Annotated in this window: 23 protein-coding genes; 16 read left to right on the top strand and 7 right to left on the bottom strand. The window is 56.3% G+C overall.

Annotated features, from left to right (window positions below):
* Positions 1-17 precede the first annotated feature (17 nt).
* Entirely contained in the window at positions 18-497 is a 480-nt protein-coding gene (locus I6N98_RS10055; protein WP_198568241.1) for a DUF6586 family protein, read from the top strand.
* Positions 498-593: 96 nt separating this feature from the next.
* Positions 594-863 carry a hypothetical protein gene (locus I6N98_RS10050; protein WP_198568240.1) on the top strand — a complete coding sequence of 90 codons (270 nt, stop codon included), beginning with the start codon at positions 594-596 and terminating at the stop codon, positions 861-863.
* A 42-nt stretch (positions 864-905) separates the two neighbouring features.
* Here the strand turns inward: I6N98_RS10050 and I6N98_RS10045 are convergent, their stop codons facing one another.
* The 3 genes from I6N98_RS10045 to I6N98_RS10035 form a co-directional block, all read right to left on the bottom strand.
* Positions 906-1,370, bottom strand: a complete 465-nt coding sequence (locus I6N98_RS10045) for a hypothetical protein (protein WP_198568239.1) — start codon at positions 1,368-1,370, stop codon at positions 906-908.
* 4 nt (positions 1,371-1,374) lie between these two features.
* The gene (gene lexA / locus I6N98_RS10040; RefSeq protein ID WP_198568238.1) at positions 1,375-1,977 is read right to left on the bottom strand and encodes a transcriptional repressor LexA; all 603 of its coding nucleotides are present in this window, start codon (positions 1,975-1,977) and stop codon (positions 1,375-1,377) included.
* Positions 1,978-2,235: 258 nt separating this feature from the next.
* A complete protein-coding gene (locus tag I6N98_RS10035; protein WP_198568237.1) occupies positions 2,236-2,556 on the bottom strand; it encodes a DUF6763 family protein in 321 nt (106 codons plus the stop codon).
* A 265-nt stretch (positions 2,557-2,821) separates the two neighbouring features.
* Between I6N98_RS10035 and I6N98_RS10030 the strand changes: the two genes are divergently transcribed.
* Complete coding sequence (locus tag I6N98_RS10030; protein ID WP_198568236.1) at positions 2,822-3,964, top strand: mechanosensitive ion channel family protein; 1,143 nt, start codon at positions 2,822-2,824, stop codon at positions 3,962-3,964.
* A gap of 13 nt (positions 3,965-3,977) precedes the next feature.
* The gene (locus I6N98_RS10025; RefSeq protein WP_198568235.1) at positions 3,978-4,721 is read left to right on the top strand and encodes an S-methyl-5'-thioinosine phosphorylase; all 744 of its coding nucleotides are present in this window, start codon (positions 3,978-3,980) and stop codon (positions 4,719-4,721) included.
* On the opposite strand, the gene I6N98_RS10020 is transcribed toward I6N98_RS10025, so the two are convergent.
* Complete coding sequence (locus tag I6N98_RS10020; RefSeq protein ID WP_198568234.1) at positions 4,689-5,510, bottom strand: CsiV family protein; 822 nt, start codon at positions 5,508-5,510, stop codon at positions 4,689-4,691. The two genes, I6N98_RS10025 and I6N98_RS10020, sit on opposite strands and share 33 nt — an antisense overlap.
* Positions 5,511-5,546: 36 nt before the next feature.
* Positions 5,547-9,050 (bottom strand): transcription-repair coupling factor, encoded by a 3,504-nt coding sequence (mfd, locus tag I6N98_RS10015; protein WP_198568233.1) that lies wholly within the window; start codon positions 9,048-9,050, stop codon positions 5,547-5,549.
* 88 nt (positions 9,051-9,138) lie between these two features.
* On the opposite strand from mfd, the gene I6N98_RS10010 reads away from it, so the two are divergent.
* The 9 genes from I6N98_RS10010 (at position 9,139) to nqrM (ending at position 17,987) form a co-directional block, all read left to right on the top strand.
* Positions 9,139-10,605 (top strand): glyceraldehyde-3-phosphate dehydrogenase, encoded by a 1,467-nt coding sequence (locus I6N98_RS10010; RefSeq protein WP_198568232.1) that lies wholly within the window; start codon positions 9,139-9,141, stop codon positions 10,603-10,605.
* 254 nt (positions 10,606-10,859) lie between these two features.
* On the top strand, positions 10,860-12,200 hold the full coding sequence (locus I6N98_RS10005) for a Na(+)-translocating NADH-quinone reductase subunit A (RefSeq protein WP_198568231.1): 1,341 nt from the start codon (positions 10,860-10,862) through the stop codon (positions 12,198-12,200).
* A 3-nt stretch (positions 12,201-12,203) separates the two neighbouring features.
* A complete protein-coding gene (locus I6N98_RS10000; RefSeq protein ID WP_198568230.1) occupies positions 12,204-13,400 on the top strand; it encodes an NADH:ubiquinone reductase (Na(+)-transporting) subunit B in 1,197 nt (398 codons plus the stop codon).
* Positions 13,393-14,169: a Na(+)-translocating NADH-quinone reductase subunit C gene (locus I6N98_RS09995; RefSeq protein WP_198568229.1), complete on the top strand. Its 777-nt coding sequence runs from the start codon at positions 13,393-13,395 to the stop codon at positions 14,167-14,169. The genes I6N98_RS10000 and I6N98_RS09995 overlap by 8 nt, the downstream gene beginning before the upstream one ends.
* A 3-nt stretch (positions 14,170-14,172) precedes the next feature.
* Positions 14,173-14,838 (top strand): NADH:ubiquinone reductase (Na(+)-transporting) subunit D, encoded by a 666-nt coding sequence (locus tag I6N98_RS09990; protein ID WP_198568228.1) that lies wholly within the window; start codon positions 14,173-14,175, stop codon positions 14,836-14,838.
* Positions 14,838-15,446 (top strand): NADH:ubiquinone reductase (Na(+)-transporting) subunit E, encoded by a 609-nt coding sequence (gene nqrE / locus I6N98_RS09985; RefSeq protein WP_198568227.1) that lies wholly within the window; start codon positions 14,838-14,840, stop codon positions 15,444-15,446. Before I6N98_RS09990 ends, nqrE begins: the two co-directional genes overlap by 1 nt.
* A gap of 27 nt (positions 15,447-15,473) precedes the next feature.
* Positions 15,474-16,697 (top strand): NADH:ubiquinone reductase (Na(+)-transporting) subunit F, encoded by a 1,224-nt coding sequence (gene nqrF / locus I6N98_RS09980; RefSeq protein WP_198568226.1) that lies wholly within the window; start codon positions 15,474-15,476, stop codon positions 16,695-16,697.
* Positions 16,690-17,745, top strand: a complete 1,056-nt coding sequence (locus tag I6N98_RS09975) for an FAD:protein FMN transferase (RefSeq protein WP_198568225.1) — start codon at positions 16,690-16,692, stop codon at positions 17,743-17,745. The genes nqrF and I6N98_RS09975 overlap by 8 nt, the downstream gene beginning before the upstream one ends.
* Positions 17,746-17,747: 2 nt before the next feature.
* A complete protein-coding gene (gene nqrM, locus I6N98_RS09970) occupies positions 17,748-17,987 on the top strand; it encodes a (Na+)-NQR maturation NqrM (protein WP_198568224.1) in 240 nt (79 codons plus the stop codon).
* Between the two features lie 100 nt (positions 17,988-18,087).
* Here the strand turns inward: nqrM and I6N98_RS09965 are convergent, their stop codons facing one another.
* Positions 18,088-19,191 (bottom strand): 3-deoxy-7-phosphoheptulonate synthase, encoded by a 1,104-nt coding sequence (locus I6N98_RS09965; protein WP_198568223.1) that lies wholly within the window; start codon positions 19,189-19,191, stop codon positions 18,088-18,090.
* Between the two features lie 78 nt (positions 19,192-19,269).
* Here I6N98_RS09965 and I6N98_RS09960 point away from each other — a divergent pair, with 78 nt between their 5' ends.
* Genes I6N98_RS09960 through I6N98_RS09950 form a run of 3 tightly spaced genes read left to right on the top strand, consistent with a single transcriptional unit; the run spans position 19,270 to position 22,466 of the window.
* On the top strand, positions 19,270-20,517 hold the full coding sequence (locus I6N98_RS09960; RefSeq protein WP_198568222.1) for a lipoprotein-releasing ABC transporter permease subunit: 1,248 nt from the start codon (positions 19,270-19,272) through the stop codon (positions 20,515-20,517).
* 45 nt (positions 20,518-20,562) lie between these two features.
* Entirely contained in the window at positions 20,563-21,252 is a 690-nt protein-coding gene (lolD, locus tag I6N98_RS09955; protein ID WP_198568221.1) for a lipoprotein-releasing ABC transporter ATP-binding protein LolD, read from the top strand.
* Positions 21,252-22,466 (top strand): lipoprotein-releasing ABC transporter permease subunit, encoded by a 1,215-nt coding sequence (locus I6N98_RS09950; RefSeq protein WP_198568220.1) that lies wholly within the window; start codon positions 21,252-21,254, stop codon positions 22,464-22,466. Before lolD ends, I6N98_RS09950 begins: the two co-directional genes overlap by 1 nt.
* A gap of 48 nt (positions 22,467-22,514) precedes the next feature.
* On the opposite strand, the gene I6N98_RS09945 is transcribed toward I6N98_RS09950, so the two are convergent.
* Entirely contained in the window at positions 22,515-23,051 is a 537-nt protein-coding gene (locus tag I6N98_RS09945) for a DUF2062 domain-containing protein (protein ID WP_198568219.1), read from the bottom strand.
* Between the last annotated feature and the right edge of the window lie 132 nt (positions 23,052-23,183).

Genomic DNA, 23,183 nt, shown 5'->3' with positions numbered 1-23,183 from the left:
ATTCGGCGGAGTCGACGATGCGTGAGTCATACCGGGGGCAATGCAACCTCCACTTGTACTTTGCCGAGCAATACCTCAAGGAAGCTCGGGAGCGAGACGATAGTACCTGGGGCGGGCACTACCATCGCGCCTGTCAGGACAGCATCCTCTGGCAGCTGTTGTTAGCCTACCGGGCCCATATGGCAGACATGCTGGATCAGCAGCCTCGCTTCGCCCAGCCGATTCCCCAGGGCCACTTTACGGCGCGCAGTTTTCCCGCTGCAGATTTGCCTCCCGAGATCAACGAGTTGGCTGATAGAGAGGGTGAAGAGGGGTGGCTCAAGTCATTGGTTACCCACGACTTTATCGTTCATCCCCAGGCTGTGGCAGCGCCCAGCGATGGATTGATCGCCAGTCAAGGTGGTGTCGACTTCAGCGATTTTAGCGACTGCGAAACAATTTTGACGGAGCTGAGCTCGCTAATCGACCGCCACCGGGCCACCTTGATGGAATTCTAGTGGATTGAGGTTTGCCAACGGTTGGCGTGAGCAATTGGGGATTGATACACTGAGACCAATCCGCCCTGTTGGCGGTAGTCGTTAAAGGAAGTTTTTGTGCTGTCTTATCTTGAATTAGTCGAGCTCGCCAATGGCGATATCGTGTTGCAACGCTCTGAGGGAGACGATAAACCGCTGGTGGTCATTCGCTTTTCTGATGAGACCCGAGAGCATTTTTCCGGCTCTTCCTGCCTGGAAGTGGCCCGGGTCATGGTGCAGGCGGGGATTGAAGCAGCTTCGGCAATGGGAGATGGTGAAGTATTTGCGACCGACGTCGACGACGATCTCGACGATGAGCACGATGACCTACCCAAAACCCTTCACTAGTTTTTTTAAAGCCAAATCCTTGCTGAGCGCCATCGAGGCGGCTCAGTGTTGCAGATAGATCAACAGACATTCGGCATTTCCCGCCTGTGCGGCCCGCTCCAGCAATTCCTTGTCGCCTTCGCTAATGGTTCGGTCCATCAGTACGGCTACAGTATGGCTGCGGCCGCTCTCAAGGGCTCGTACTGCGATACGGTGCTGGGCTTCTCCTGGTCGATTAACAACTTGCAAAATCCTGGGATCCGCTTGGGTTGAGGTGGTCATAAGCGGCTTGAGTGGTCGGTCGGCGACCCAGCACAGCCAACGTTGGTCACTGTTGCAGCTCAGTTCTGCAATCAAACCTACCAGCACCGAGCGGGACAAATGGGCCGCACTGCTCAAGGACACTTCGGTGATGCGGCTAAAATCCTCTACCGGCGCCAATGCCGCACCGTCTATCGCCGTCTGAGGCAACTCGGCAAGAGGCGAGGAGGGCACAGCAAACAGGGATTGTTGTTCTATACATGACATAGTCTTAACTCCCGCAGCGCAATACGCCGACACTGAGACCTTCAATGGCGAAGTCCTGGTGTCGCAGATCAACTTCTATAGGTTCGTAGTCTTTGTTCTCCGGCAGCAGCAAAACTTGGTATTTGCTGCGCTGCTGTTGCAGGCGCTTTACAGTGACTTCGTCATCAATGCGCGCCACCACAATCTGGCCATTGCGCACGTCTTGGGTCCGGTGGACGGCCAACAGGTCGTCTTCAAAAATGCCAACTTCAATCATGCTGTCGCCCCGAACCCGAAGAAAATAGTCCGCAGCGGGACTGAACAGGGAGGGAGCGATATCGCAATAGTCCTCAATATTGGCTTCGGCAAGAATAGGATTACCCGCAGCGACTCGGCCGATGATAGGCAAGCCCGGGTTTTCCGGCAGGCGGATACCTCGTGAGGCGCCGGGAATAATCTCGATAGCGCCCTTTCGCGCCAGCGCTTTCAGATGTTCCTCCGCTGCATTGGGAGAGCGAAAACCCAGCTCCCTGGCGATATCTGCACGCGTGGGAGGATACCCGGTGTCTTCGATGTGGCTCTTGATCAGCTCTAGAACCTGGTTCTGTCTTGCGGTCAGCTTTTCCATAGGATTGGCATCTGTTTATCTATACAGTAACTGTGAGTATATACAGTATTGTATACAGTGCAAGTCCCAGGGTGTTGAATTTGTAGTGAATCTCAAAGCCCTTAACACTGGGGCAGGATTCGCGGGCTACACAAGATGTCGTGCCTATGCCTACATTGGACGGGTGGGCGTATGTGCCCGGGGGAGCGGTAGTTATTTTTTTGGGGGAGGGGCTCTCACCAACGAGGGGTGTGGTGAGAGCGCGGTGTGTTCAAAGACTCAGTAATCGTCCAGCAAACCGTTAATTACGTCGGATTCGATTTCAGAAACGGGATTGGTCCAGGATTCCGGGGTCCAGCTTTCCCCCCAGTGGCGATAATCATCGTCGCTCAGCTCAAAGGCGTCTCGCCAATCCTCGGGCTCTTCAACCGTTTCAACATTTAAATCCCGCCAGGTTTCCATGTCGTATTCGCAGAGCTCTCCCTCTAGCATCTGGACCTCCACAGCGTCGAGGTCTTCGTCGATAGCGACAACTTCAAAAACCTGTCCCAGCTCAAGGTCTTTATACCAGCGTCCTACTTGGGGTCGAATAGAAGCCATATTTATTACCTCCGAATACACCGTAGGCCTACGCTATCATTTCGCGGGGGGGTGTCCAGTAGGTAGTTTTGTACTAAAAAGCTCAGACTTATACCTACAACCCGGTTTGAAGGTGCTGAAAGCGTTTTATATTCAAGAAGCTAGGCGCATCAGTTAAACTCCACCAACGTTTACAAACACATCTTTTTAGAGCTACATATTCTAAAACGTAAGGTGTTAGTGAGAAATTTATATAAATACCGATGACGGTGGGAATGGAAGAACCATGAATATCGAGTGGCTGGCAGGGTTTAGTTTTTCGGACTACCCCTGGTTGAACGAAGCACTGGTTATCGTGCTCACAGTATTGACCTTGAACCTACTGGCAACGATGCTGCTGTCGCGCTTGGCCACGCGTTTTGAAAAAACCCACAACCTCTGGGATGACGCCCTGCTAGCGGCCTGTCGCAGACCGCTGATTTTAATGATTTGGGCTGTGGGTGTCAGCCATGTGGTGGAGGTCATTGCCGCCAGCACTGATTCTGAACTGTTCTCAGTGCTAAGTCCGATTCGATCGGTTGGCGTAGTGGTGATTCTAGGCTGGTTCTTAATCTCACTGGTGCGGCAAGTAGAGCAGCGCTTGCTGTCAGAGGACTACAGCATCAAGGACGAGCCGGTTGATCGCACCACGGTTATGGCGTTAGGTAAGCTGGTTCGATCAACGGTGATTATTATCGCCGCGTTGATGGTGCTGCAAAATCTGGGTTACAGCATATCTGGTGTGTTGGCATTTGGCGGTATCGGCGGGATTGCAGTGGGTTTTGCCGCAAAGGATCTGCTGGCCAACTTTTTTGGTGGTTTGATGGTGTTCCTGGACCGGCCGTTTTCGGTGGGGGACTGGATACGTTCACCGGACAAAGAGATTGAGGGCACGGTGGAGAATATCGGTTGGCGTCAGACGCGAATTCGAACCTTCGACCAGCGCCCCCTTTACGTGCCCAATGCCACGTTTAGTCAAATCTCGGTGGAGAACCCGTCACGGATGTTGAACCGCCGTATATTTGAAACTATCGGTGTCCGCTATCAGGATGCCCACTTGCTCCAGGATATCGTCGATCGGGTGAAAGATATGTTGGAGAAGCATCCCGATATCGACCTGGGCAAAACCTTGATTGTGAATTTCAACAAGTACAATGCCTCGTCGCTGGACTTTTTCGTATATACCTTTACCAAAACCACGAAGTGGGTGGAGTACCACGCCATTAAACAGGACGTGCTATTGAAAGTACTTGGCATCATTCACGAGCTGGGCGCCGACGTTGCCTTCCCAACTCAGACCATCAAAATGGACCCGGTAGAATTGATGAATGCCTCGTCCACTGGATCAGCAGGGCGAGGTGAGCCGCCCACTGTCTTTGAACCCCAATAACAGGAGTGCCAGCATGAGTCGATGTATCGCAGTAGTCGGGGGCACTGGCTTGTGCGAGTGGCCGGGCGCCAAGTTATTAAAGTCCATTTCGCCCTCCAGCGATTACGGCGAGCCCAGCGCTGAACTACAGCAAATCGAGTACGAAGGCGCAGAGTTTGTGTTCTTGGCGCGTCATGGCAACGGCCATTCCATTCCGCCCCACAAGATCAACTACCGCGCTAACATCGACAGCCTGCGACAGGCGGGAGTCACTGACATCTTGGCGGTCAATGCGGTTGGCGGCATTAGCGACCAGTTTGTTGCCGGCGTGATCGCCTTACCCGAGCAGCTCAATGACTATACCTGGGGGCGTGAACACACCTTCTTTGACGGCTGCGGCGGCGAAGTACAGCACATCGACTTTAGCTATCCCTTTAGCGAAGAGTTGCGTTTGCGGCTGTGTGCAGCAGCGGAACGGGGCGGGATTGATATTGAGCCCTATGGCACTTACGCCGTGACCCAGGGCCCCCGGTTGGAAACCGCGGCGGAGATCCGCCGGCTGGCCCGGGACGGCAATGACATGGTGGGAATGACTGCGATGCCAGAGGCAGCGCTAGCCCGGGAGGCGGGTATTAACTATGCGTCTGTGTGCCTGGTAGTGAACCCCGGCGCCGGATTAAGCGACAGCCTGATTACCATGGAGGATATTCAGGCGGTTATCGACACCGGCATGTTGCAGGTTAAATCACTGCTGGCCCATTGTATCTGTGGGCACTGAATCTGCGGGTGCTTGGGCATCCGCAGATGGCGCTGTATTCAGCGCCTCGGGGTCCGGTTTGCTGATATAGACCAGGGCCCCAAAAAGAGGATGGTCTATAAAGTGCAGCTCGTCGCTGCGCATACGACGGCTCTGATCCATGACCACAATGCGATCGATATTCTGAGCGCGGGTCGTGGTGAATGTATCTGCACTGCTATTGTCTTCGCGAAGCTGAGGGTTTTGTGCCAAAAAAGCCTGATACTCGGGACTGTTTTCAAAGCTTTCATCCACAAAGGTATCCTCAACAGGGGCGTTGCGGCGAGGCGGGTTAGGCAGGTAGTAATCGCCATTGCCGGGGCCGAAGCGGCTAAACCACAGATTACTTTCGACGTACAAATACCGCTCTACCGCCACGCGGATGTATCCCTCCAGTTCAAAGTGCTCGCCGACTTGCCGCCCCCCCTTAACCACTAGCGCCGGGGCCTGGTTGCGACTTTGCAGTGACTGTATCCAGCTGCGTGCTAGCAAGATGCGATAGCGGGAAGACAGGCGCATTGATTCGGCAACCTTGCGAAACTCTTCTGCCGGAGCGGGGGCTGGAATTAGGCTGCTGCTGTCCAAGTTCAACCAGTTTGGGGGATAGCGTAAGTGCAATCGCGTTGGCCACGATTCACTTTGCGCCTCGCTGGGGTCGTTGTTAGCGAAAACCATTAAATCAATCTGGTATGCGCGCTCAGCAAACGCTGCTGGAATGCACAAAAGCAGTAGCGACAATAGGGCTACTGAAGTGAAAAACGACCGGAGCATTGTGTTTTTTCCCATAATTTATCAGGGCCTACTATCTCAGTTGTTGGACGAAGCTGCCAATTTTTCCAGTAGGTCCTCCACCGCGGCGATGCGCTGCTCGGCCTCCCCATCGTCCAGCTTCACCTTCAAGGCATTGGCGCCGTCCATCTGATATTTGACCGCATTGCTCTGCACCAGCTTAACAATGGCCATGGGCTCCACCTGGGTATCCTCGGCAAATTCCACCCGGCAGGCGGCGCTGGAGGCTTCTATTTTTGCCAGGCCCATTTGGCTGGCCTTTAGTCTCAGCTGGGCGCAGCGGAACAGGTTTTTGCAGGCATCGGGAAGCAAGCCGAAGCGGTCGATCATTTCAACCTGCAGCTCTCGGATCGCGTCCTCTGAATCCGCATTGGCAATGCGCTTGTACAATACCAGGCGTTCTTGCACGTCTGGTAGGTAGTCATCGGGGATTAATGCCGGGATTCGCAGGTTCACTTCGATGTGATCCTCGGCGTTGTTTTCCAGGTCTACGGTCTTGCCCTGTTGAATGGCTTTAACAGCGCGGTCCAGCATGTCCATATAGAGGGTAAAACCGATGGAGTTGATCTGGCCACTCTGGTCTTCGCCAAGTAGCTCGCCGGCGCCGCGAATCTCCATATCGTGGGTGGCCAGGGTAAATCCGGCTCCCAGATCGTCAGCCTCGGATATCGCGGTCAGGCGTTTCTGGGCGTCAGCAGTCAGTACTTTTGGCGGTGGTGTCAGCAGGTAGGCGTAGGCCTGGTGGTGGGAGCGGCCGACCCGGCCCCGCAGCTGGTGGAGTTGCGCAAGGCCAAATTTGTCGGCCCGGTCGATGATAATGGTGTTGGCGTTGGGGACGTCGATACCGGTCTCGATAATGGTGGAGCACACCAGCACATTGTGGTGCTTGTGATAAAAGTCAGACATCACCTGCTCCAGCTCCCGCTCCCGCATCTGGCCGTGACCGATGCCGATGCGTAGTTCCGGTAGCAGCTCCTGAAGCTCTCTGGCGGTTTTTTCGATGGTTTTAACCTCGTTGTGGAGGTAGTAAACCTGACCGCCCCGGAGAATTTCCCGCAGGATGGCCTCTTTTATAAGAGGGAGGTCCCGCTCCCGGACAAAGGTTTTAACCGACAGGCGCCGGGCCGGGGGCGTGGCGATGATGGATAGGTCGCGAATCCCCGCCATCGACATATTTAGGGTACGGGGGATGGGAGTGGCGGTCAGGGTAAGTACGTCCACCTCGGCGCGAAGGTTTTTCAGCGCCTCCTTTTGCCGTACTCCAAAGCGGTGCTCCTCGTCGATGATCACCAAGCCCAGGTTGGCGTAGCGCACTGAGCCGTTGAGCAGTTTGTGGGTGCCGATCAGGATATCGATCTTGCCGTCCTGAAGTTGCTGGATCACAGCGTCCTGCTCGGAGGCGCTCTTAAAGCGTGACAAAACTTCAACATTGACCGGCCAATCGGCAAAGCGGTCACGGAATGATTCAAAGTGCTGTTGGGCGAGGAGGGTGGTGGGCACCAAAATTGCCACCTGGCAGCCGTTCTGTACAGCCACAAAGGCGGCACGGACCGCCACTTCCGTCTTGCCGAAGCCGACATCGCCGCAGACCAGGCGGTCCATGGGTTTGTCCGATTCCAGATCGCCGATCACGGACTCAATGGCAGTCTGCTGGTCGGGGGTTTCCTCAAAGGGAAAGGCCTCGGCGAAGGCGGCGTAATCGTTGACGATATCGAAGGCTCGCCCTTTGCGGGCTTCCCGCCGGGCGTAGATATCAAGAAGTTCGGCGGCTACATCGCGGATTTTCTCTGCCGCTTTGCGTTTGCTGCGGCTCCACTGGTCACTGCCAAGGCGGTGCAGCGGCGCCAGTTCGTCGTCGGCACCGCTGTAGCGGCTGATCAATTGTAGCTGGCTCACTGGCACATAGAGTTTGGAGCCCTCGGCGTATTCAAGGGTAAGAAACTCGTTGTCCTGGCCATCCACCGACAGCGATTGCAGGCCCAGATAGCGGCCAACACCGTGATCGGCATGTACTACTGGTGAGCCGATGCGCAGCTCGGCCAGATTGCGCACCACATTGTCGGCACTGGTGGTGGCTTTGCGTCGGCGCCGGCTTTGGGCCACCCGCTGGCCAAACAATTGGGATTCAGCCACCAGGGCAAAGGCAGGCTCCTTGACCACCAGCCCCTGGTCCAATGGCGCCACGGTCAATGCCAGGTCCTGGTTTCCGTTGGCAAAGTCGGCCCAGCCCTCAACGGTGGCGGGATGCAATTTGTGGCGATGCAGCAGCTCGAGCAATGCCTCCCGTCGCCCGGCAGACTCGGCGCACAACAGCACCCGGCGGCCCAGCAAAAAGGCCCGCAAGGCTTTGATGGGGTCCTCCGCCTTGCCATCAATGGCGAGCTCCGGGGCGTGCTCGCAGGGGAAACGATACGCGCTGTCCGAGTCGTCGTGGGTTTCACTTAGCGCCAGCCGGGGCAGGGTTTTGAGCTGGGCAAACAACTCCGGTACCGGCTGAAAAAGCTGCTTGGGGGGCAGGACCGGGCGTTGCAGGTCGCCCTGTCGCTGCTCAAAGCGCTGGTGCACATCCTGCCAGTAGTGGTCGGCAGCGGCCTCCAGGCCCGGCAAGGTCAGTAACAGTAAGTCGTCGGGCAAATAATCGAATAGGGTGCCGGTGGCCTCAAAAAACAGCGGCAGGTAATACTCGATGCCCGCCGGCGCCAGGCCGTCACTCACATCCTGATAGACCGGGCAGCGGCGGTGATCGACGTTGAACTGTTCGTGCCAGTGTCGGCGAAAGGTGGCGATGCCGTCCTCATCCAGCGGGAATTCCCGGCCTGGAAGCAAATCCACTCTTTCCACAGTGCCGGTGCCGCGCTGGGTCTCGGGGTCGAACTGGCGCAGGGTGTCGATTTCGTCGTCCAGTAGATCCAACCGATAAGGGGCTGTGCTACCCATCGGGTAGATATCCATCACCGAGCCCCGCAGGGTGTACTCGCCGTGCTGATAAACATTAGCCACGTGGTGGTAGCCGCTGTTCTCCAATTGTTGACGGAACTGTGCCAGGTCCAGTTGCTGCCCCACTTCCAGGCTGAGACTGTGGCCCTGGATATAACTGGGCGGCGCCAACCTCTGCATTAATGTGGTGATGGGGGCTACCAAAATGCCACGCTGTTGGCGGGGGACCTCGACTAGCGCTCGCAAGCGCTCTGAGACAATATCCTCGTGGGGTGAGAACGTGTCGTAGGGGAGGGTTTCCCAGTCTGGCAATATGCGCAGCGGCAGATCGGTGAGAAAGAATCCCAATTCCCGCTCCAGTTGATAGGCGCTGGCGGTATCCGCAGTCACCAGTAACAGCATTCCAGGGTGTTTTTTGGCTACCTCCGCGGCGGCCAGAGCGAAGCCCGAGCGGGGGAGTCCCGACCAGTATAGGGTGTGGCCGGGGCGGGCCTGGGAAATGGCGGGCAAATCAATCACAGCGTTGTCAGACTCGTCCTCGGCGAATTGGCGGCGAATTGTAACCCCTTGTAGTAGTAAAAACATGCCCAATAAGGGGGCTTCTACAGTTGAACTGTAGGCCTGGAATAAAGATAATACGCGCTCCGCAAATCCCCAGCAGTGAGAGCAAGCCGTGACAGAACGCCGACGTGAACGCCCCGACGACTACTTCGCCGATTGGAAAGAGCGCGAAGCACTAGCGGAGGGTATGATCCCGCTGATCGGCAAGCTGTACCGCAGCAACAACGTAAAGACCTATATTTACGGCAAAAATCTCGTCAACCTGTCGGTGCTGGACATCATGCAAGCGCACCGTTTCGTGCGCCAGGTTGAAAAAAACGAGCTGTCTGAGTTCGAAACCTTCCCCATCATTCAAGCCCTCGCTGCCCTCGACCTGGGTACCGCCCACATCGACGCCGGTCGTATCGCGGTGGATTACGAGGAAAAAGGCAAACCCGCTGGCAAGAGCGTGGACGAGTACGTTCGCGAGCAGGTTGCCGATCTGATCGGCGGTCACAAAGAGCCGGCTCGTCCGCCCCGGGATGTCATTCTGTATGGCTTTGGCCGTATCGGCCGTCTGATGGCCCGGCTGCTGATCGAAAAAACCGGTGGCGGCGAGAATTTGCGCCTGAAAGCGGTGGTCGTGCGCCCCGGTGGCGCCGAGAACGACCTGGTCAAGCGCGCCAGCCTGCTGCGCCGGGATTCAGTACACGGCCCCTTTGAAGGCACCATCCGTGTTGATGAGGAGCGTCAGTCCTTCGTTGCCAATGGTGTTGAGGTCAAAGTGATCTACGCCAGCTCTCCGGAGGAGGTGGATTACACCCAGTACGGTATTAATGATGCTATCGTGGTGGACAATACCGGTAAGTGGCGGGACGAGGAGGGCTTGTCGATCCACCTGCGTTGCCCCGGCGTATCAAAAGTCATTCTCACCGCGCCCGGCAAGGGCAACATGAAGAACATCGTCCACGGTGTGAACAGCCACGAAATCCTCGATACTGACACCATCATCTCGGCGGCGAGCTGTACCACCAACGCCATTGCGCCGCCCCTGAAGGTTCTGCATGATCGTTTTGGTGTCAATAGCGGTCATGTCGAGACCGTTCACTCCTACACCAACGATCAGAACCTGATCGACAACTATCACAAAGCTGACCGCCGCGGCCGCAGTGCGCCGCTGAACATGGTTATCTCCGAGACCGGTGCCGCCAAAGCGGTGGGCAAAGTGTTGCCTCCCATGCTGGGTAAACTGACGGGCAACGCTATCCGTGTGCCCACACCCAACGTCTCCCTGGCGATCCTGACCCTCAACCTCAACCAGGACACCACGGTCGAGGAACTCAACGAACATATGCGCGTAACGGCGTTGCACTCGCCGCTGCGTAAACAGATTGATTATTCGAACTCACCGGAAGTCGTTTCCAGTGATTTTGTCGGCTCTCGCCACGCTTGTGTGTTTGACAGCGAAGCAACCATCGTCAACGGCAATACCGCGATTCTGTATTGTTGGTACGACAATGAGTTTGGTTACAGCTGCCAGGTTCACCGCATTCTCGAGCAGATGGCAGGTGTGGAATACGCCGTTTATCCGGCCGAATAATCGACAGCTTTTGGAAAATCGGGGGAGTGCGCCGGCAGTCGGGGCGCATCCAAGATACGTCGATTGTGTCAGTTGAAGGGCTTGTGAGCAGGCCCTAGAGCGCAATTAAGGCTCGGCATTGCTGCGCGTTACCTGCAGTTGTGCCCGGTCTTTGTGTGCCACTCTCGCCTATATACCCCGTGCTTCGCGGCAACGCGCGCTTTCCGAACCGATTTTTATTTTCGCGTTTAACCATAAGAGTGTCAGGCAACCTTATGATCAAAATCTCCAAGGGCCTAGATGTGCCCATAACCGGCGAGCCTGAGCAACGCATTGAGGCGGGACCTACGGTCCGCTCGGTGGCGGTGCTCGGCTTTGACTACGTTGGTATGAAGCCAACCATGGCGGTGAAAGTGGGGGACCGGGTCAAAACCGGCCAACTGCTTTTCACCGATAAGAAAACCGAAGGAGTGCGCTTCACCGCGCCAGCTACGGGAACCATCGCGGCCATTAACCGCGGTGAGAAACGTGTGCTGCAGTCGGTGGTCATCGACGTTGAAAGCGATGAGCACGAAACCTTTGCCAGCTATGATAGCGGCGCGCTTGGCGGGCTTGCCAGAGAGCAGGTTGTGGAAAACCTAGTCGCTTCTGGCCTGTGGACGGCGTTTCGTACGCGTCCCTACAGCAAAGTGCCCTCGCCGGAGTCGACTCCGGCGGCAATCTTTGTAACTGCTATCGATACTCACCCACTGGCGGCAGATCCGGCGGTGGTGATCGCTGAGGCAGAGCAGGACTTTAGCAATGGCCTTGAGGTTTTGTGCCGCTTGACTGATGGCAAAGTCCACCTTTGCAAGGCACCGGGTGCCAACCTGCCGACTCTGGACAACAATCAATTGCACGTCAGCGATTTTGCCGGTGCGCACCCAGCCGGTTTGGTGGGCACCCACATGCACTTCCTGGAGGGCGCCAGTGCATCCAAGGTACTGTGGTACCTGAACTATCAGGATGTCATCGCCATTGGTCGCCTGTTTACCAGCGGCACGCTGAATACAGAGCGGGTTATTTCTCTGGCAGGCCCCCAGATCGACAAGCCTCGGCTGATACGTACCCGTTTGGGCGCTAATTTGGAAGAGCTGACTGCGGGCCAAATGAAACCTGGGGAAAATCGCTTGGTTTCTGGCTCTATCCTGGGCGGTCGCACCAGTCGCGGTGCACTGGCCTTCCTGGGCCGCTACCACAATCAGGTCAGTGTCCTGGAAGAAGGTAACCACCGGGATTTCATGGGTTGGCTGTCGCCGGGTAGCAACAAGCACTCATCGCTGCGGATTTACCTGTCGCAATTCTTCAACAAGCGCCTGGACTACACCACCAATACCAATGGCAGTGAGCGGGCGATGGTGCCAGTAGGCGCCTACGAAAAAATCATGCCGCTGGACATTCTGCCAACCCAGCTGCTGCGTGCACTGATCGTCGGTGACACCGAAATGGCGCAGAAATTGGGCGCTTTGGAGCTGGATGAAGAAGATCTGGCGCTGTGCACTTACGTATGCCCTGGTAAGTATGAATATGGGCCTATCCTGCGGGATAACCTGACCCGCATAGAGAAGGAGGGTTAAGTCATGGGGCTGAGAAAAGTTCTCGACGATATGGAGCCGCATTTTGAAAAAGGCGGCCGCTACGAAAAATGGTATGCCTTGTACGAGGCAGTGGATACCATCTTTTATTCACCGTCATCGGTGACCAAAACCACGGCACACGTGCGTGATGGTGTGGACCTTAAACGCATCATGATCACAGTGTGGTTCTGCGTGTTCCCGGCAATGTTCTACGGTATGTGGAATATTGGCTTTCAGGCCAACACCATCATGGCGGATATGGGCATCGCCGCTGGAGAAGGCTGGCGCCACGCCCTGATTGGCATGTTTGCCGGCTATGATCCCACCAGCGTTTGGGACAACTTCTGGCACGGCTTCTGGTACTTTATCCCAGTCTACGCGGTGACCTTTGTGGTCGGTGGCTTCTGGGAAGTGCTGTTTGCCATGAAGCGGGGTCACGAAGTTAACGAAGGCTTCTTTGTAACTTCTATTCTGTTTGCCCTGATTTGCCCGCCCTCGATTCCCCTGTGGCAGGTGGCGCTGGGTATCAGCTTTGGTGTGGTCATCGGTAAGGAAGTGTTTGGCGGTACCGGCAAAAACTTCCTCAACCCTGCACTGACCGGCCGGGCGTTTTTGTTTTTTGCCTATCCCGCACAATTGTCAGGCGACGCGGTGTGGACGGCTGTAGACGGTTACACCGGCGCCACTGCGCTGTCTGTTGCCGCGACTGACGGCATGGCGGCACTGCAAGACAAACTCACCTGGATGGACGCCTTCATGGGCAACATGCACGGCTCCATGGGTGAGGTCTCTACGATCGCGATCTTGATCGGCGGCGCCGTTCTGCTGTGGACTGGCATCGCCTCCTGGCGGATCGTGCTGGGGGTCTTTGGCGGCATGGTGGGCCTTTCCCTGCTGTTTAACAGCCTGGGCGGTGACAACCCGATGATGGCCATGCCCTGGTATTGGCACTTTGTTCTGGGTGGTTTTGCCTTCGGTATGATCTTTATGGCGACTGATCCGGTGTCGGCGTCGATGACCAATACCGGCAAATTCATCTTTGGCGCGTTGATCGGTGTCATGGTGGTGCTGATCCGGGTAGTTAACCCGGCTTTCCCCGAAGGCATGATGTTGGCGATTCTGTTTGCCAATCTATTTGCGCCCCTGATCGACCACTTTGTAGTACAGGCAAATATCAAGCGGAGGTTGGCACGTGGCTAGTAACGACAGTATTAAGAAGACGCTGATCGTCGCCTTTACGCTGTGTATTGTCTGTGCACTGGTTGTTTCCAGTGCCGCAGTACTGCTAAAGCCGGCGCAGGTCACCAATAAGGCCCTGGACCGCAAGTCCAATATCTTGGCAGCGGCGGGGCTGGCCGACAGCGAAAAAACCATTGAAGAACTCTACTCAGAGAAAGTGGAACCCCGGATCGTGGATCTGCGCAGTGGCACCTTCACTGACGAATACGACCCCGAAGGGTTCGAGCAGATGAAGCGGGCCAAGGACCCGGCTACGTCCATCGATTTGGATGATGGCCAGGACACCGCCGACATCAAGCGTCGCGAGAACTTCGCGGTGGTCTACTTGATCAAGAATGACAGCGGCGACATCGACAAGATCGTTCTTCCAGTGAGAGGCTATGGCCTGTGGTCCACGCTCTACGGCTTTTTGGCCCTGGAGGACGACATGAACACCGTCGCCGGTCTGGGCTTCTACGAGCACGGTGAAACCCCGGGGCTGGGTGGTGAAGTCGATAACCCCAACTGGAAAGCGCTGTGGCCTGGTAAGGAAGTCTACAACGAAGGTGATGTTGCCCTGGAGTTGGTAAAAGGCAGTGTCGACAGCTCCACCCCCAATGCCGAACACAAAGTAGACGGACTAAGTGGTGCAACCCTTACCAGCAAAGGGGTCAGCAACCTCGTTCAATTTTGGATGGGCGATATGGGCTACAAGCCCTTTCTCAACAACCTCAAGTCAGGGGAGGCTTAAGTCATGGCATCGCTAAAAGAAGCACTCACCTCGCCAGTATTTAAAAATAACCCCATCGCCCTGCAGATTCTGGGTATCTGTAGTGCGTTGGCGGTGACCTCCAGTATGAAGGTCACCATCGTTATGTGTATCTCGGTCATCCTGGTTACCGGCTTTTCCAGCTTGGCGGTATCGGCGATCCGGAACCACATTCCCGGCAGCATCCGGATCATCGTACAGATGGTCATTATTGCCTCGCTGGTTATTGTGGTCGACCAGGTACTCAAGGCCTACGCCTATGCGATCAGCAAGCAGCTGTCGGTGTTTGTCGGCCTGATCATTACCAACTGTATCGTAATGGGCCGCGCCGAAGGCTATGCAATGAAAAACCCGCCGCTGCCCAGTTTCATCGACGGTATCGGCAATGGCCTCGGCTACAGTGTAGTGCTGTTGGCAGTAGCCTTTGTACGGGAGCTGTTTGGCTCAGGTTCACTGTTTGGCTATCCCATCCTGCCGGTGGTCACTGACGGCGGTTGGTACGTGCCCAACGGCCTGTTGCTGCTACCACCCAGTGCTTTCTTCCTGATCGGTTTCTTCATCTGGGCGCTGCGCAGCTGGAAGAAAGATCAGGTAGAGGAAGAGGAATTTAAAATCACCAAGAACAGCCGCGGCGTGAAGGAGGCCTTCTGATGGAACACTATATCAGCCTGTTTGTTCGCTCGGTTTTTATCGAGAATATGGCCCTGGCTTTCTTCCTGGGCATGTGTACCTTTATCGCCATCTCCAAAAAAATCCAGGCCGCTATCGGCCTGGGGATCGCGGTAATAGTAGTACTGGCTATCACCGTGCCGGTCAACAACCTGATCTACAACAATCTGCTGCGTGAAGGCGCCCTGAGTTGGGCCGGTTTTTCTGAAGTGGACCTGAGCTTTTTGGGTCTGCTCAGCTACATCGGAGTGATCGCTGCCATCGTACAGATTTTGGAGATGGTGCTGGATAAGTTTGTGCCGGCCCTCTACAACGCGCTGGGGGTATTCCTGCCGCTGATTACAGTGAACTGCGCCATCATGGGTGGTTCTCTGTTTATGGTGGAGCGGGACTACAACTTTGCTGAATCGGTGGTTTACGGTGCCGGTGCCGGTACCGGCTGGGCGCTGGCTATCACGGCGCTGGCGGGTATCCGAGAAAAGTTGAAGTACAGCGATGTCCCAGAGGGGCTGCGTGGCTTGGGTATCACCTTTATTACTGTTGGATTGATGTCGTTGGGCTTTATGTCTTTCGGCGGTATCGATCTGTAACCGAGAAGCGAAACTGGAGGAGTTGTAATGAATACAGTGGTCATTCTCGGTGTGACGATGTTTACCGCCGTGGTGCTGTCGCTGGTGGCAATCATCCTGTTTGCCCGCTCGCGACTGGTGAGCAGCGGTAACGTCAATATCGAAATCAATGGCGAAAAAACCATCAGTGTTCCAGCCGGCGACAAGCTGCTAGGCACGCTGTCTAACAATGGTATCTTCCTGGCTTCGGCCTGTGGCGGCGGCGGTAGCTGCGCCCAGTGCAAATGCATCGTGGAAGAGGGTGGCGGCTCCATGCTGGCCACCGAAGAGGCGCACTTTACTCCGCGTGAAGCCAAAGAAGGCTGGCGCCTGTCCTGCCAGACTCCGGTCAAGCAGGACATGAAAATTGAAGTCCCCGAGGACGTATTTGGGGTCAAGCAATGGGAGTGTACCGTTGAGTCCAACCCCAATGTGGCGACCTTCATCAAGGAACTGACGCTGAAACTGCCCGAGGGCGAAAACGTCGACTTCCGCGCCGGCGGCTATGTGCAGCTGGAGTGCCCGCCTCACCATGTGAAGTACTCGGATTTTGATATTCCCGAAGAGTTTCGCGGTGACTGGGAGCGCTTTGGCTTCTTCAATGTGGAATCCAAAGTCGACGAGACGGTGGTGCGCGCCTATTCCATGGCTAACTACCCCGAAGAGAAGGGCATCGTCAAATTCAACATCCGTGCCGCCACGCCGCCGCCCAACAACCTGTCGTTGCCCGCGGGCAAGATGTCTTCTTGGGTCTTTAACCTGAAGCCCGGCGACAAAGTCAAGGTCTACGGTCCCTTTGGTGAGTTCTTTGCTAAGGATACCGATGCGGAAATGGTGTTTATCGGCGGTGGTGCCGGTATGGCGCCAATGCGGTCTCACATTTTTGATCAGCTCAAACGCCTCAACAGCAAGCGCAAGATCTCTTTCTGGTACGGTGCTCGTTCATTGCGGGAAGCCTTCTATGTCGAAGAGTACGACATGCTGGCAGAAGAGAACGACAACTTTGAGTGGCACTTGGCGTTGTCTGACCCCCAGCCGGAAGATAACTGGGAAGGGCTGACAGGTTTTATCCACCAAGTACTCTACGAGCAGTATCTGAAGGATCACGAAGCGCCTGAAGACTGCGAGTACTACATGTGTGGGCCGCCGATGATGAATGCGGCGGTGATCAAAATGTTGGAGGACCTCGGTGTCGAGCCCGAAAACATCATGCTGGACGACTTTGGTGGTTAAGCCTGCCGCGATCCGCACAGAAGCAGCCTTAGGGCTGCTTTTGTTGTTTATTACCAGCGTTTTTCTCAGTGCCTGTGGGCGCCACGAGCCGGTCATAAAGCTGGAAGGGCAAACCATGGGTACCACCTACCATGTGACCCTGGTTAACCCTGGTGACCTTGACGGCGATACTCTGAAGGAGCAGCTGGACTACCAACTGGCCCACTTCAATACTATCGCCTCCACCTATATCGATGACTCCGAGCTGATGACCCTCAACCGCGCTGAGGTAGGTCAGTGGCACGATGTCAGTGAACCTCTCTACGCGATTCTGTCTCTGGCCACTGAGGTGAGTTGGCTTAGCCAGGGTGCCTTTGACATTACCGTTGCGCCGTTGGTGGACCTTTGGGGCTTCGGCCCTGTCAAAACAGAGGGTGCACCGGAACAGGCGGCCCTGGACAGGGTGATGACGATGGTGGGTTATGAGGCTCTGCAAATGGACCTGATGGCGCCACGGGTGATGAAGACCCATAGCTTGCGGATGGACTTGTCGGCCATTGCCAAGGGCTATGCGGTGGACGCCGCTGCGGTTTGGTTGGGATCCCTGGGCGTGACTGACTACCTTGTGGAAATCGGCGGCGAAATGCGCGTCGCGGGAAAAAGCCCCCGGGGTGATGCTTGGCGCATCGGCGTCGAAAGTCCTGACCCCGGCAGTCCGGACGTGCTGCCAGTTCGGGTTGGTGACATCGCTGTCGCCACCTCCGGGGACTATCGGAACTATTTTGAAGAGGACGGGGTGCGCTATTCCCACACCATCGACCCTCGAACCGGGCGGCCCATTACCCACAACCTGGCTTCAGTGACAGTACTGGACAGTTCATGCGCATTTGCCGATGCTATGGCAACGGCCTTTTCAGTGATGGGGGGCGATAAGGCCCTGGCCCTGGCAGAGGCCCAGAATATCCCCATTTACATTATCGAAAAAACCGAGCAGGGCTTTCAGCGACGTCACAGCAGCGCCTTTGAGCCTTATCTCAGCAGCACCCGCGCAAGCGAAGAGGAGGGGTGATCATGTTGGCAACGATTATTGCAACGGCCATTTTTATGGGGCTGGTGATTGCCGCCATGTCTATTGGCGTCATCTTTGGCCGCAAACCCATCGCCGGCTCCTGCGGCGGCGTTGGTAACGCGCTGAACGACCCGGATTATGTCTGTGACATCTGCGGTAATGACCCCAATAAATGTGAAGAGCAGTCTGGGGATGTCGACGCCGCCAAGCAAAAGGCAAGTTTTTACGACGCCGGCCGTTGAGTCACTGATTCCTCTCTCTCCGTCGGCGGTGGCGCTCACCGCCGACCACCTTTGCCGATAGTTCTAGCCAGCGGTTATCTGGCAACAGGTTCTTGCCCGTTTATTTCCACAGTTCACAGCGCCGCAGATAGGCGTCCCTGGCGATTTCGACATCTTTCAGGAATGGCTCCAGCTCGCTCATTAGCATGGCTTGCGGGCCGTCTACCAAGGCGGTTTTAGGGTTGGGGTGAAAGTCCACCAGTATCATATTGGCACCGCTGGCTACCCCTTGGGCAGTGGCGTGGACCAGCTCCAATACGCCGTCCGGCGCCCGTTCGCGACTGCCGACAGAGTGGGAGGGGTCGATGCACACCGGCATCCGGGTCAGCCGCCTGACGGTAGGTACCTGGGCAAAATCCACCAGGTTGCGGTGGGGAGCGCCAAAATCGCTTTTCATGCCTCGCAAGCAAAAAATCACGTTCTCATTGCCCTCACTGGCGAGGTATTCGGCTGCGTTGAGGGATTCGTTAAGGGTAATACCGAAACCCCGCTTAAGCAGTGCAGGGTAGGTTTGCTGTCGGCCAATGGCTTTTAATAACTCGAAATTCTGGGTATTGCGGGTGCCAATTTGTAGAATTACGCCGCAGGGACGGCCGGCCTTTTCCAGGGCATTGTCGATCTCCTCAACGTGGGCCTCCCGGGTTACCTCCATGGCTATCACTTTAATGCCGTACTTGCCCGCCAGCTCAAACACCCAGGGCAAACAGTCGGCGCCGTGGCCCTGGAAGGCGTAGGGGTTGGTGCGGGGCTTATAAGCCCCCATGCGGGTGCATTCCAGCCCCTGATCTTTCAGGGCCCGCATCATTTCCTCGACGTGCTTGGGCGTATCCACGGCGCACAGCCCGGCAAAGACATGCAGCGAATGTTGATCGAAGGTGAGGCCTTGGTACTGAAAGCCTGTTCGCCGCTGCTGGTCTTTGTGTCGACCAAGAATGCGATAATCCTCAGAGATGCGAATCACCCGTTCCACGGCGGGTAGGGCTTCGATATCTTCACTGCTTAAGCTGAGGGTGTCCCCCAGCAGGTAAATTTCGATCAATTGCTGCTGTTCACCCTGAACGCGGTGTTCCCGGACAGTGATGCCGGGCAGTGCTTCCAGGTGCGCGAGTGTGGTTTTGTAATCGGCGTCGCCGGGTTGGGTATCGGGGTGCAAAATCAACAACATAACGCATATTCCTTAGTCGTGCCGAAACGCATACTGTAATGATAGTATACGCGCTTCATTCCGCGATGACCGGGAATCATGTCACCCGCTTTTCCTCTCTACATTGGTTTGCGCTACTTTCGTCGTGGGTCGGGCAACGACCGCTTTTTGTCGCTGATTGCGTGGTTTTCACTGCTGGGTATGTTGCTGGGTGTGGTGGCTTTGGTGGTGGTGACCTCGGTCATGAACGGCTTCGAATCCGAGCTGCAAAAACGGGTGTTGTCGGTGGTGCCGCATGCCTATATAGATGGTCCAGGCCAGGCTTTGGAGGATTGGCAGGACTATCGTCAGCAGTTGAGTGAGCTTCCCGGTGTCAATGCCTCGGCGCCCTACATTGGCGGTAAGGCGATGTTGAGCGCCGGTGGTGAGATGCGGGGCGTCAATCTTTACGGTATTGCCCCTGATGCCGAGCGGCAGGTATCCAAGATCAGCGAGCATATTGTCGGTGGCAGCTATCTCAGTGAGAGTGGCCCTGCCTATGGCATAGTGCTTGGAGATATTCTGTCTCGGCGTCTGCGGCTTTCGGTGGGGGATACCGTCACCGTGATTCTCCCCAAAGTCACTGTCACCCCCTTTGGTCTCTTTCCCCGGGAGAAAGCCTTTACCATCGTAGGCATTTTCAGTGCCGGTGCCCAAACCGACAGCACCACCGCGTTTATCCGTCTCGAGGATGCTCAGCGCCTCTACCAAACCGGCTCTGCCGTGCAGGGTTTGCGCGTGCAGTTCAACGATATGTTTGCGGCGCCCGCCAAGTTGTCTGATGTGTTGGCGATTCTTCCCGATGGGGCCAGCGGCGTTGACTGGACTGAAAGTCAAGGCAGTTTATTCCGCGCAGTGAAACTGGAAAAACAAATGGTGCGGCTGTTGTTGCTGTTTATAGTACTCATCGCCGCCTTCAATATCGTCTCCATTCTCAGCATGGCCGTGGCCAACAAGCGGGGTGCAGTGGCGGTGTTGCGTACCATGGGGGCCACACCGATGAACATTATGGCTATCTTCGTCGTTTACGGGATGACCACTGGTGTGCTGGGCTTGGGCTTGGGCCTGTTGATCGGCTTGCCATTGGCGACCCATGTCGGTGAGGTGGTGGCCCTGCTGGAAAACCTGCTGGGCCTGCATGTCTTTGATCCGCAGGTCTATTTCATTACCCGGATCCCGTCATTGATTCGTTGGCAGGATATCGCCTTTATCAGCGTATTCAGCCTGGTGTTGAGCTTGCTGGCGACACTGTATCCCGCCTGGCGAGGCTCCCGGGTACAGCCGGCCGAGGCGCTGCGATATGAATAAATTTCCGCGTATACCCTGCGCAAACAATACTCCAAACGAGCCGTTATGACCGAAAACAACGTTGTATTGCGCTGCCGCGATCTCTGTAAGCACTACCAGCAGGGGCCCGAGCGACTGGATATTCTCCGCCAGGTGGACTTGACGATTGGCCGTGGGGAGAGGGTGGCAGTAGTGGGGCCCTCTGGTGCCGGCAAAACCACCTTGTTGCATATGCTGGGTGGACTGGATGTGCCGTCCTCAGGGGCGGTGGAGTTGGCCGGCCACAACCTGGCCGCAATGAACGACAAGGCCCGCAGCGCGCTGCGCAACCGGGAATTGGGATTTGTGTATCAATTCCACCATTTGCTGGGTGAGTTTAGCGCGGCGGAAAACGCTGCCATGCCCCAGCTGATCGCCGGCAAATCCCGCAAGCAGGCCCTGTCCAGCGCCGCGGAAATGCTCGACAAAGTCGGCCTCGGTCACCGCCTAAAGCACCGTCCTGCACAGTTGTCTGGCGGCGAGCGCCAGCGGGTGGCCATTGCCCGGGCACTGATCAATCGCCCCGCTTGTGTGTTGCTGGACGAGCCCACAGGCAACCTCGATGCCGATACTGCACAGGGCGTGCAATCGCTGCTGGATGAGCTCAATCGGGAGTTTGCCATCAGCTTGGTGGTGGTGACCCACGACACCGCGCTGGCGCAGCGCATGGACCGAGTATTGACCCTGAGGAACGGCGCGCTGGAGGTGCAGGCCTAATGGGTGGCTTGCCACTGATCATTGCCCGCCGCTATGCCACTGGCCGCTCCAGTAATCAGCTGGTGAGCTTTTTGTCCCGACTTTCAATGGCAGGCTTGGTACTGGGAGTAGCGCTATTGGTGGTGGTGCTGTCGGTGATGAACGGCTTTGACCGGGAAATGCGCGAGCGTATTTTATCCTTGGTCCCCCACGTGACACTGCAGCCCTGGAGTGGCGAAGCTGAGCATTGGACCTCTCTGGCAGACAGCGTCAGCCAGCACCCCGAGGTGGTCAGTGTGGCGCCTTATGTGCAGGGCAATGCGATGTTGATCAAGCGTCGTCATGTCGAGCCGATCGTGTTTTTTGGCATCGCCCCGGAGCTGGAGGATAAGGTCTCCAGTATGTCGGAGTTTGCCCCTATCGACGATCTCCAGGCGGGAAGAAACACGGTGATACTGGGCCAGAGCCTGGCTGAAAAGCTGGGACTGGCGGTGGGTGACGGGCTGAGCCTGGGGGTGCCGCAGCAAGGGCAACAATCAGTAACCTTCGCGCGCTTTACGCTGGGTGGTCTGGCCGCTACGGGCACTGAACTGGATCAACAGCTGGTGCTAATGCATATCGATGATGCCCGAAGCGTGTTACCCAATACCGCGACGGCACTGCGGGTATCGGTGGGGGACGTCTTTGATGCGCCGCGTATTGCCTGGGAATTGCTGTCGGTACACGGTCGGGATTTTGAAATCAGCAACTGGAGCCGTCAGTTTGGCAATATGTATCACGCCATTCAGATGTCGCGGCGCTTGGTGGCTATTATGTTGCTGGCTGTGGTGGCGGTGGCGGTGTTTAATGTGGTATCGACCCTGGTCATGGTGGTCAACGACAAACGCGCCGATATCGCCATACTGCGCAGCCAGGGCGCGAGCCGGGGCGACATCCTGCTGAGCTTCCTGTATTACGGTGCCATTATTGCTGCGCTGGGCACTTTGGCAGGGGGGCTGTTGGGTGTGGGCCTGGCTTACTATGTCGGCGACTTGGTGGCGGGGCTCGAGTCACTGTTGGGTATTCAATTTCTCCATAGTGACGTCTATCCAATCAGTTATCTGCCGTCCGATATTCGGGTCAGTGACGTCATCATGGTCTGCGCCACCGCGTATCTGATGAGTGTCCTGGCGACATTGTATCCGGCCTGGCGGGCATCCCGGCAGGCGCCGGCGGAGGCACTTCATCAGCACTAAGGCACGGTTGTGAAGGTTGTAGAGGTTGCGGAGTAAGAGAGGGTTGGTCTAACGGCCCGTATTATCTCTCAGGGCGCGTTCTTGTTGGCGTTTCCGCCAGCGGTGGACAACGTGGATTCGCCACAGGGTGTGGATGGCGGCAGCGCCCACCAGACCGGTCACTAGCCCCATTAACAGGCAGCCCAGCAAAAAAGGTTTCCACATACTGATCAGTTCGGTTTGAATCCACTCCCAACTCAGTTGAAACTGAAAGGCGGAGTGAGGCACATCCAAGACCATGGCGCCAAGTTTGTAACTAAAATAAAACAGCGCCGGCATGGTGACCGGGTTAGTCAACCACACCAGCATCACCGACAGTGGCAGATTGGCGCGAAACAGTATTGCCACCAGGGCAGCCAGCAGCATCTGTGTGGGTATCGGCACAAAAGCGATAAACAGGCCGATAAAAAAGGCCAGAGTGACGGACCGGCGGTTGAGGTGCCACAGGTTGGCGTCGTGTAGGAGACTGCCAAACACCCTTACAGAAGGGTGCTCCCGCATGCGTTCGGGAGCGGGAAGCCAGCGTTTGAAGAGTTTACGAGCCATCCGAACTTCTGTAATGGTAGTGGCAGAGACGAAATCCGTCGTGGCGGGTTCCGGCTCTCTGGGGCGGCGGTATTATGCACGTAAACGTGTCACCGATGAACCGCAAGGGCAGATAAAACGTCGTTTTCTTGC

The sequence above is a fragment of the Spongiibacter nanhainus genome (assembly GCF_016132545.1).
GTDB lineage: Bacteria > Pseudomonadota > Gammaproteobacteria > Pseudomonadales > Spongiibacteraceae > Spongiibacter > Spongiibacter nanhainus.
This window is presented reverse-complemented; position numbering and strand designations above follow the sequence as displayed.